Genomic DNA, 9,875 nt, shown 5'->3' on the forward strand with positions numbered 1-9,875 from the left:
ATCAACGCTTCAACGCTTCTAACCACTCACGTTTTGTTTGATCAGATCGATAACTGTATCGTATCGGTGCGGCAGTTTTCTGTTTCGTTTTTGAACCAGATACAGTATTTCCTCAACCTCTACTTTGGGTGGCACAACGTGCAACTTGTCTCTTTCTGGGAAGTGCTCAACTGCGCCAGCCGGTAAGACGGTAAAGCCTAACCCTTTCGATACTGGCAGCAAGATCTGGTGAAGCTGATTGATGTAGCCAGATCTTGGTATTTCATTAACGTTGATGTTCGCGAGATCCTTGTCTCCACACAGGTCGAAATACAAAGACAGGTAGTGAGCAGAATCTGGATGCGCAATAAGGCCAATGTCGTGCAGTACTTGTGGTGTTATCTCTAAGTGAGCCAGACTGCTGTGAACGATGAGGCAGAGTGCTTCTTTACCAATGACTTGGCTCTGATAGTAACTGTCGTTTGGGGAGTGCCTAACAATGCCGATATCGGTGGTGCCTTGGATTAGGTCGTTCAATATCTTTTTGTTTGGAGCGGCTTCTAAGTTAATGCTCAGATCTTGGTGTTGCTGCTGAAGTTCAAGAAGCTTGGGATACAGACGTAAAGAGAGTGAACCCGAACAGGATAGATGACATTGCCCAGCATAAGGATTGTCAAAACTCAGAGATTCGAATAAATCTTCTTGGTCTTTTTCTAGCTTGAGCGCATAGCGATACATAATCCGACCCTGTTCGGTCAGCTCGAAGCTTTTATTTTCTCTCGATAACAGGTCACAATTGCAAGCTTGTTCAAGCTTCTTGATGTGCTGGCTGACCCCTGGTTGTGTCATGTACAACTTTTCAGCCGTTTGGGTGAAATGTCCAACTTCAACCAGAGTCTTAAATGTATTGAGCCAAAGTGGATTGATCATACTCACCTTCAAATGCTAAAGCCTATAAATAACAGAAAATTATTATTATCTTAAGTAATGATAATTTCAACTCTAGCGTCTTAAGTAACGCTAATCAAAGTCATATGGTGGTAACTATTTATATTCGTCTATTGGCCGCTTTGTAGAGTTGCTATGAGTAACAAAGTGTTGCGACTTTGTTGATTATTTGGTCTATTGACCAACTGTGCTCATATTTAGGAACGAAGATGAATAGAAATGTTTGGCTGCTCTCACTGTGTCAGGCCTTGTTGATGACGGGTAACATATTACTGATCTCGGTGATTGGCTTGATCGGCAAGCAGATTGCGCCCAGTGTCAGCATGATTACCTTGCCGGTTGCACTGCAGTTTTTGGGTTTAATGGCAGCAACTATTCCTGCGTCTCTAATTTCAGGCAAGTTAGGGAGAAAGCGAGGATTTAGCATTGGTAATGTGGTTGGCATTACAGGGGCTAGCCTTGCCACTTACGCACTGTCTCAGCAAAATTTCTATCTGTTTTGTTTCGCCACGTTCTTACTTGGGATAGGCATAGGTTTTGGCACGCTTTATCGCTTTGCTGCAATCGAGGTGTGTGATGAAAATGCCCGCCATCGAGCGATATCTATCTCGATGGCTGGTGGCGTTTTAGCCGCGGTATTAGGGCCAAATTTGGCGATTATGTCTCAACAGTGGTCGCAAGATGGCTTGTACATTGGTGCTTTTGCTTCATTGATTGGGTTGAACATTCTTGCGTTACTCATTTTACAAACCATTCAGTTTCCTAAAGTCTCTTTTAATAGTCAGGCTCCCAAAGCCGATCCTTTAGGTGTGATCGTTAAAGCGCCGAACTTTATTGGTGCGGTGTTTGCGGCCATGGTTGCTTACGCCGTAATGAACATTTTGATGACTGCAACGCCATTGGCAATGATTGGCTGTGGTTTTGACTTTACTAAAGCTGCTGGCGTGATTGAGTGGCATGTTCTGGGGATGTTTGTACCTGCATTTTTTACCGGATCACTTATCGAGAGGTTTGGCTCAAGAATGATGATCTTGGCAGGCGGGATTCTGTTCGTCGTCTGTATCGCGATTAACATTCATGGCGAATCTATTTGGCACTTCAGAGCGGCTCTAGTTGTGCTTGGTGTGGGTTGGAACTTCATGTTTATCGCGGCAACAGGTTTGTTTAGTCAGTCCTACCAATCGCAGAATAAAGCTAAGGCACAAGCGTTTAATGAATTTATTGTCTTTGGCTGTGTGACTATTACAGCGATGCTCTCTGGTTGGCTAGAATCGACAGCAGGGTGGCAGAACCTCAATATCTACGTATTACCATTCGTGTTAGCTGTTATCTTGCTGTTCGCATTTAGTGCTCGTAAATCACGCATTCAAAAGCAGCCTGTGTAATGGCTCGTAGAATGGCGGTTTAGTAAATTTGTTACTGTGATTAGAACCTTAGCATCTCGAACTGCGACCAATAAAAAGCCCTACCAAATCGGTAGGGCTTTTGCTTACGGCTTAAATAATAACGTTTTCTTAAAACTGCTGTCTTGGCTCATGCTCGGAGACAACAGTGCTTAAGCTTGCTTGTAAGTACGCGCGATAGAGCCGCGTACTTATTTTGATGGTCTATCGTTTAAGACCTAAGACCTAAGACCTAAGACCTAAGACCTAAGACCTAAGACCTAAGACCTAAGACCCAAGATGAGCTACAGGTCGACCAAAATTGTCTTAGTTGTAATCCCACCTTGGTCATCGATTATCTTCAGTGTCACCTCGTGCTTTCCGTATGAAGGGAAGATTGAAGTGAATGTGCGACCTCGTTTCACCTTTCCGTTTGGAAGTGTCCACTCGGTATCAACAATACGACCATCGCTGTCTGAACTTGTAGACCACATGGTTACCCAGCGACCCAAGTGAATGTACTTTGCACTCGCTTCTGGAAGGGCGTTTGGAGATTCAACACTCACTATGGAGCTAAATGAATCGGTAGCGCCTTTGTCGTCAACAACAGTCAAGTTCACCGTGTATTCACCGGCTTGCTCGTAAGACCAAGTTGGTGCCACTTCGTTACTTGTTGTGCCGTTGCCAAAGTCCCATAGATAACTGACGATCTCACCGTCTTGATCAGAACTGAAGTTACGTGCAGAAACGTTCAGGCCAGTGACATTGAGCTCGAAGTTCGCAGTAGGGGCGACGTTGTGTTGGCTTACTTTCGATAAGCGAACCACGCCGTATTCATTGTTGTCACTCTGATTCACAATATCAACGGCTAAGCCAAACTCCGTTAGGATACGTCCTGAATCAGGCGCTTGTGGAGAGGTGTAATCTTGGTCGTCAGAGAAGCTAGCATTGCCAACCAAACTGGTATCTTCAAGTACATCATCGTCGCTGTTCACAAGACGCATTGGGGTATGATCTTTGAGTGAAAACGCAGCATCACGAACTTGGTAACGAGTTTGAGCGACTTCACCGGATTTTTCCCAAGTCATGGCATTTTGGTCTGCATCGACCACACCTAACCAACCTTCACCTGGGTGTTTGCCTACCCAGTTATCAGTCAGTGACTCGTCTACGTACCAAATGATCAAACCTGGATCGAATGAGATGAGTTGGCCCATGCGTTTGATGTTGGCTAGACCTTCATCAACGTCCATGTGGCTACGCCATTGCAGCAGGTAGTAGTGTTGCGCTTGGTGGAACCCATTACTTAGCTTGTAGCCATTTAGGGCGAAGGTGGAATTGCTTTCTCCATCGTCTATTGAGGTTACTTCACCATCCACGACCACACTGAGGTTATCCAAATAGAAACCTTCCATAGCCAAGCCACCATCGGTGATGTACTCAAACGAAAGCTCTACTTCTTGGCCTACCCATTGTGATACGTCAAACTCAGCGTCAATCCACCCGCCAGATTCGCCGCCAATAGCAGGAACGAGGCCAGTATTGTATGGGTCATCCATTGAGGTGATGTTGCCAGCTATTGCTTGTCCGTTGATTAGCACGCGAGCGAAGTCGTAGTCTTTCTCTATTTCATACCACGCTTTGAACGAAAGCAATGCAGAATCACCCGCTGGAATCACCAACTTGCGAGTCATGCTATTTTTCAGATCATCGCCTTTTTGAGAGTGGAATGAATACTCTCCCTCAAAGGGTTTCAGACTTTCAATTTGCTTTTCAGGAAGATCGACCTTAATCATGTTCGGACGGCTGTTATCCGTTGTTTGGAACAGTGTATAAACTTGTGGGTTGTCTTCTAGGTCATCAATCGAGATTTGATCATCGTTAACCCAGCGACCACCAATCGATTTTTGTAGGAAGTGCTTTGCCCAAGAGCTGAATGCTGTTGGTTGTGTGCCACCAATTTTGCCAGCCCAGCTGCCTGAAGACATGATTGACCAGTAAGATACTGGTTCACCCTTGCCTGTGTATTGCGTGTCGTACTCGTCTGGTAAGCCTAAATCATGGCCATACTCGTGAGCACAGACACCAGCTGCGGCATCAATCGGTTGAATGGTGTAATCAAATGCCGCGTATTGGCCACCAAAGCGGTCGGGAAGCGAGCTAGAGGTACCTTCCAGTACATGTGTGCGACCAAGGTTGAATCGGTGTGACCAGATAGCGTCAGGGCCCAATACACCACCACCGGCTTCTTCGCCTACCGATGCGTGGAATACCATTAGGTGATCAATCACACCATCGGGTTCACGGAAGTTTCCGTCACCGTCGTAATCGTAACGATCTTCGATATCGTAATCGGCTAGGTTGATACTCGGATCTTGAGCCAATTGATTCAGCGCTTCACGAACCAGTTCCTGTGCGTTTAAGTCGTTGTCGGTGGTCGGGGAGTTGCCACCATAGAATGACGCAGGCTTAGAGGCGCGATACCAACCTGCCGCTTGACCTGCAACGCTGTAACTATCACCTGATTCGCTTTGGTAATATTGGCGCATCGAGATTAGGTTCTCGCCGTTGGGCCCTGTGTAGCCAGAATTTGAAAACAACAACTCTTGATAATGTTCAGGGTTGTAGCTCTCGTAGAGCATTTGCGTGTGCTCTTCGGTCAGCTTGTTGTTATCCCAGTTCAAATCAGGGAAATCGACCAATAGAGCGAGTACTTTATCGGTACGCTTTGTGCCGACTTCCAAAGCAAAGACGCTGGCCTTTTTAACGCCAGATCCTTTTTCGATGGCTTTGAGTATTTTCGCTCGTTGCTCAAGTGCTTTTTTACCGAATTGAGCGTCGCCTTTAAAACCGGAATTGATCTTATTTTTTAAGTAACGGTCAAGTGCGTCGTGTTTTGCCACATCGGTTGCATCTTGGTCGACTAAGCCTTGTCTAACTAGCATTTCAATAAGTTTGTCTTCATTAACAACGCCTAAATCAATAGGTGTTTTTGCATAACTACTGATGCTAAATAGAGTAAGCATTGCTGAAGCCAACAATGTTTTTCTCATCATTTTCATTATATTTCCTTTTTATATTTCCATGTCGATATCAGTATCAACTGCCTTATTCGAACCAGTTGTCCGAGTCTGGCCTAATACACTCTTGTGGTGTCTTATTTAACTGACGTGTGTTTGCTGTATGTTTCGTACTTTCTATCTCTTTTATACTTTCTATTTCTTTTGTATTGGTTGTCTCTTTTCTATTTTTTGAATCAAACTGAGTGCTCTTTACTTTTTTAGCGTTGAGATAGATACGCAAAGCTTCTTGATTGCCCTCATAGGTTAAGCCAGGACAGATAACGCCTCTTTCAATCAATGACTTCAGCAATAGTTCGTCGTTCTCAATAGTGGAAGCCTGTGACAGTGAGGAAAAAATTAGAACCATTAAAGCCATTGTTTTGTGTGACATTCTTATATCAAGCCATCAGTTTTGATTATGTAACAAAATATATTTATAAAATTAACCAATCAAACGAATAATCATTACAAATCATTATTCGTTCCGGTTTCAACATTAAGAGTTAATATCAAATAAGGATGGTTATTTATTTTATTGTCAGTTATTTAGTAAGGTTGGGCGCATTAATAGCTGATAGTTTTAATATTTAATGTCATCGTTAGGTAAATGGTTATTCTGCTTCAGAACGCTTTATACAAGGTGTGGAGTTAAAATTAATAAACAAATGTTTTATTATCTATGTTTAAAAAAATGCATGTAATAATTGAGTTATTAGTAAATACCCATACTGAAATTATTTTCACTCTAAATATCAATAATTGGGGTGTTGAGAATGATTTTCAGTGTTTCAAGGGCGTGAAATTTAACAATAGTGGAGGTGATAGGAGCACCAAGTCGTAAAAAAGAGCCCGTATTTGAGCTCTTTTCCTTTTATTCTCGTTGGCGATTTACTTATGACTGAGAGACATCACGATAAAAATAACGTTCACAAGTACGTGGATTCATGCGCTTAATGACGTTTGATATTAAGGCGATAACCAGCACTGAGAATACTAACCTTCCCCAAAATATGGTGTAAAAATCAGCCCCAATTAACATGATCAAAAGTGTATCTTCAATCAAACTGTGGAGTAGATTGAGCAGCATGATTGCGGTGAAAACATCCCTCGCCGAGATATGTCCCTTTTTAGCTTCATTGATCAATAAGCCGCCGCCAAACGAAAGACCAAGCGTGATTCCAATAATGGTTAGGTTAGTCGCATCCTTGCTGATTCCGAGTAGTCTCAAGAATGGTCTTAACAATATTGCCATGAGCTTTTCAACGCCTAGAATCTTTAAAATCTTGAGTAGCAGTAATAGTGCTGAAATCACGATGAAGATAACGGCAAAGCTCTTTAGCTGCTCAATAGCCCATCCAAGATAGCTCGAGCCTCCAGATACTTCAGGCTGCCAAAGCACGGTTGCTGGGTAGTTGAGCAAATCCCCGTATTGATAACTGAGATTGAGTAACCATGCCAGCACCAAGCTACCACCGACTCTCACTGATAGGGTAGCCAGCCAACTCACACCCGCCTTTTTAGCTATTGCACCCTCAATTGGTAATGAATGCGCTAGTAGCATCATGCTGCCTAAAACCGAGGCTTGAGCAACCGTTAAGGGAGCATCGGAATTAATAAGAATAATCAGCCCCGCATAGATGTTAGTGAGTATGGTTGTTGCCCATACCAAGCCCATTTCTTTCGGTAATCCGACGCTTTCCATTATTGGGCTTAGCCATTCGCTAAGAATCACGACGCCGCCAAGTTCTTCAACGATCTTTATCACGATGATGATTGGAATCATGATTCGGAAAAGAGTCGAGGTGACATCGAAAATCTCTCTGAGGAGTTCTTTAAAAAATTGATAGATTGATTTCATAGTTACGACCATGGTTCGATTGTTTGGAATGAGAAGATCTTACCTTGATTATTGTGATGGTTATTTCAAAAACTACATCAATATTCGACTTGAATTTTTTATTTGTCGTAGTATTCAAAATTATTAGTCACAAAATTAGAGCATTGAGAAATTATGGAAATTGATCGTATAGATAGGAATATTCTCGTTGAACTGCAGAAGAACAACCGAATCCCAAACCTCACATTGGCTGAGATGGTTGGGTTATCGCCTCCGGCTTGCTTAAAGCGAGTGAAACGATTGAGAGAGGAAGGCGTGATTGTGAGTGATGTGTCTATTATCAACCCAGAGCTTACAGGCAGCAAGATGACTTTGGTTGTGTCCGTGGAAATGGAACGAGACCGAGGGGATATTTATCAGATCTTTCGCCATTCTATTTCTAAGGCGTCAGAGGTCACGCAGTGCTATCAGATATCGGGCAGTTTTGACTTCATGTTGATTGTGACGGTCAAAGACATTCAAGCCTACGAAGATTTTGTTGAACGAGTACTGCGCAAAGATTTAAACATTCGCAAGTTCCATACCTCTGTTTCAATGAGAACCGTGAAATTTACCACTGCAGTTAACTTAGATGAGTCATGACCGCTAATTTGAGAAGAGAAAAGAAAGGACGTGAAGCTTTGAGCTTTGTGAGGTGTCAGGCGTATTTTTGTATAAATAGCAGGCATTTACATAAAATGTGACGTTCACATTTTGTCATAACTTTAATAATTGTATATATTCCTCGCCTAAAACAATAATTAACAAAAGTTAATATAAATGACTGTCAGTTCATCTTCTCAATCTCGTGAAACGCTTCTAAGCGAAAACGAACAACTTGTCTCGACTACCGACCTTAAAGGTGTGATTACTTACAGTAATGATGCTTTTTGTCGCATCGCAGAATACAGCCAACAAGAATTGCTAGGGCAACACCACAATATCGTGAGGCATAATGATATGCCGAAAGCGGCTTTTGCTGATATGTGGGTTAACCTAAAGCAAGGTAAAGCATGGCGCGGTATCGTAAAAAATAAAACCCAATCTGGTGGTTACTACTGGGTTGATGCTTACGTTACCCCTATTTATGATGGCGGGAAGGTGAGTGGCTACCAATCGGTTCGTGTTAAGCCTAAAAACGAATGGGTACAAGTCGCGGATAAGGCTTACCAAAGCTTATTGAAGGCAGAGAGATCGGGTCGTCAATGGTCGTTACAGATCAGTGACAGTGTTCGTTACGCAGTGTTACTCGGTTCTTTAGCAGCCCCTTTGATTTCAAACCTGATCGAAGTAGGGCAAGTATCGCAATGGTTGTTGAGCTTACTTCCTGTTTCCGCATTAGCATTGCTTTTCCGACAAGAGCTCATTGATACTCCATTGCAGTTAAAAAAGCTGCAATCTAAATTCGATAGTGTCAGTCGCCTTGTCTATTCAGGTAATAGTCAGTTCTCTGTTGCCGATTTTCACTTAAAACTATTGTCTGCACGAATCCGCACGGTACTAGGTCGCATGACAGACTCAGCCAAGCCACTACAGGATTTGGCGGACAACCTGAATGCCACGTCATTTGAAGTATCTGAAGCTTTAGATCAACAAACAAAAGACATTCTTCAAGTACGAGAGGCGACTGAAGAGGTTGAAGTCACCGCGAATGAGGTCTCTTCTCGTACAGAAGAAGCGCACCAGATTGTTGATGTAACTTTGCAAACCTGTGCTGGTGCTAAAGAGAGCATTAATCAAACCCATCGAAATTTAGAAAGCTTAGCTTCACAGGCTGAAAAGGCGACTCAAACAACTTACCAATTGAGCGATCAAGCGCAGAGCGTAAGCAAGATAATGGAAGAGATTGGTGGAATCGCCGAACAAACCAACTTGTTGGCACTAAACGCAGCAATTGAAGCGGCTAGAGCGGGCGAGCAAGGACGAGGTTTTGCCGTTGTTGCAGACGAAGTACGTGCGCTATCGGGTCGTACGTCAAAGGCGACGGTTCAGATCAAAGAGAGTATCGACACCATGCTAGCGACGATTGAAGGCTGGCAAAAGGATATTCTGGCGAACCGAGAGCAAACGGACGCGTGTGGCGATGTTGCGAAAGTGAGTGCAGAGCGCTTGTCTGAAGTCGAAACTTTAATGCAATCGATGAACGATTTGATGCAGTCGGTTGAAAGCTCCGCGCATAAACAGCGTCAGCTATCGAGTGATGTAAACCTGCATATGCAGTCTATCGCGTCTACTGCAGAGCAAAACTTAGTGGCAACGCATTCCGTGAAAGACCACTCCACTGAGCTAAAAGAGCAAGTGAATGAGTTCTATCACTTGGCGAAGCGCTTCGAAGAGAAATAGCTGCCAAATTCAAACCCGAATGAGAAATTAAGAAACAAGAAAGAGCCTTGCGAAGCTAGCAGGGCTTTTTTGTGAGCCAAAAGAACAGATAACAGATTAACAGGCAACAGATACAAAAAAGCCCTACTCAAAAGAGTAGGGCTTTCTATTATGTGCTTAGAAATCAGCTAACGGATTAACAGACTAAGCAAGAATCTCTTTCGCTGTGTTTACTACGTTTTCAGTAGTGAAACCGAACATCTTGAATAGCTCGCCTGCTGGTGCAGATTCGCCGAACGTTGTCAT

7 protein-coding genes are annotated in these 9,875 nt (G+C 43.4%); 3 read left to right on the forward strand and 4 right to left on the reverse strand.

All coding sequences use genetic code 11. The annotated features are described in order from the left end of the window. Positions 1-18: 18 nt before the first annotated feature. Positions 19-909, reverse strand: coding sequence for a LysR family transcriptional regulator (locus NX845_RS12310; RefSeq protein ID WP_017082005.1), 891 nt, complete (start codon positions 907-909; stop codon positions 19-21). A gap of 227 nt (positions 910-1,136) precedes the next feature. On the opposite strand from NX845_RS12310, the gene NX845_RS12315 reads away from it, so the two are divergent. Beyond that, positions 1,137-2,312 (forward strand): MFS transporter, encoded by a 1,176-nt coding sequence (locus NX845_RS12315; protein ID WP_004731587.1) that lies wholly within the window; start codon positions 1,137-1,139, stop codon positions 2,310-2,312. Between the two features lie 302 nt (positions 2,313-2,614). Here the strand turns inward: NX845_RS12315 and NX845_RS12320 are convergent, their stop codons facing one another. From NX845_RS12320 to NX845_RS12330, 3 genes are all read right to left on the reverse strand, one after another. After that, a complete protein-coding gene (locus NX845_RS12320; RefSeq protein WP_102456583.1) occupies positions 2,615-5,371 on the reverse strand; it encodes an immune inhibitor A domain-containing protein in 2,757 nt (918 codons plus the stop codon). Between the two features lie 46 nt (positions 5,372-5,417). Then, positions 5,418-5,762: a hypothetical protein gene (locus NX845_RS12325; RefSeq protein ID WP_102441427.1), complete on the reverse strand. Its 345-nt coding sequence runs from the start codon at positions 5,760-5,762 to the stop codon at positions 5,418-5,420. Positions 5,763-6,263: 501 nt separating this feature from the next. Further along, positions 6,264-7,229 (reverse strand): hypothetical protein, encoded by a 966-nt coding sequence (locus NX845_RS12330; protein ID WP_102456591.1) that lies wholly within the window; start codon positions 7,227-7,229, stop codon positions 6,264-6,266. A gap of 153 nt (positions 7,230-7,382) precedes the next feature. Between NX845_RS12330 and NX845_RS12335 the strand changes: the two genes are divergently transcribed. Both NX845_RS12335 and NX845_RS12340 read left to right on the forward strand, forming a co-directional pair. Beyond that, positions 7,383-7,850: an Lrp/AsnC family transcriptional regulator gene (locus tag NX845_RS12335; RefSeq protein WP_017086398.1), complete on the forward strand. Its 468-nt coding sequence runs from the start codon at positions 7,383-7,385 to the stop codon at positions 7,848-7,850. 177 nt (positions 7,851-8,027) lie between these two features. Next, the gene (locus tag NX845_RS12340) at positions 8,028-9,590 is read left to right on the forward strand and encodes a PAS domain-containing methyl-accepting chemotaxis protein (RefSeq protein ID WP_102454499.1); all 1,563 of its coding nucleotides are present in this window, start codon (positions 8,028-8,030) and stop codon (positions 9,588-9,590) included. The last annotated feature ends 285 nt before the right edge of the window (positions 9,591-9,875 follow it).

This window comes from Vibrio sp. NC2 (assembly GCF_025195005.1).
In the GTDB taxonomy this organism is placed as follows: Bacteria; Pseudomonadota; Gammaproteobacteria; order Enterobacterales; family Vibrionaceae; genus Vibrio; species Vibrio splendidus.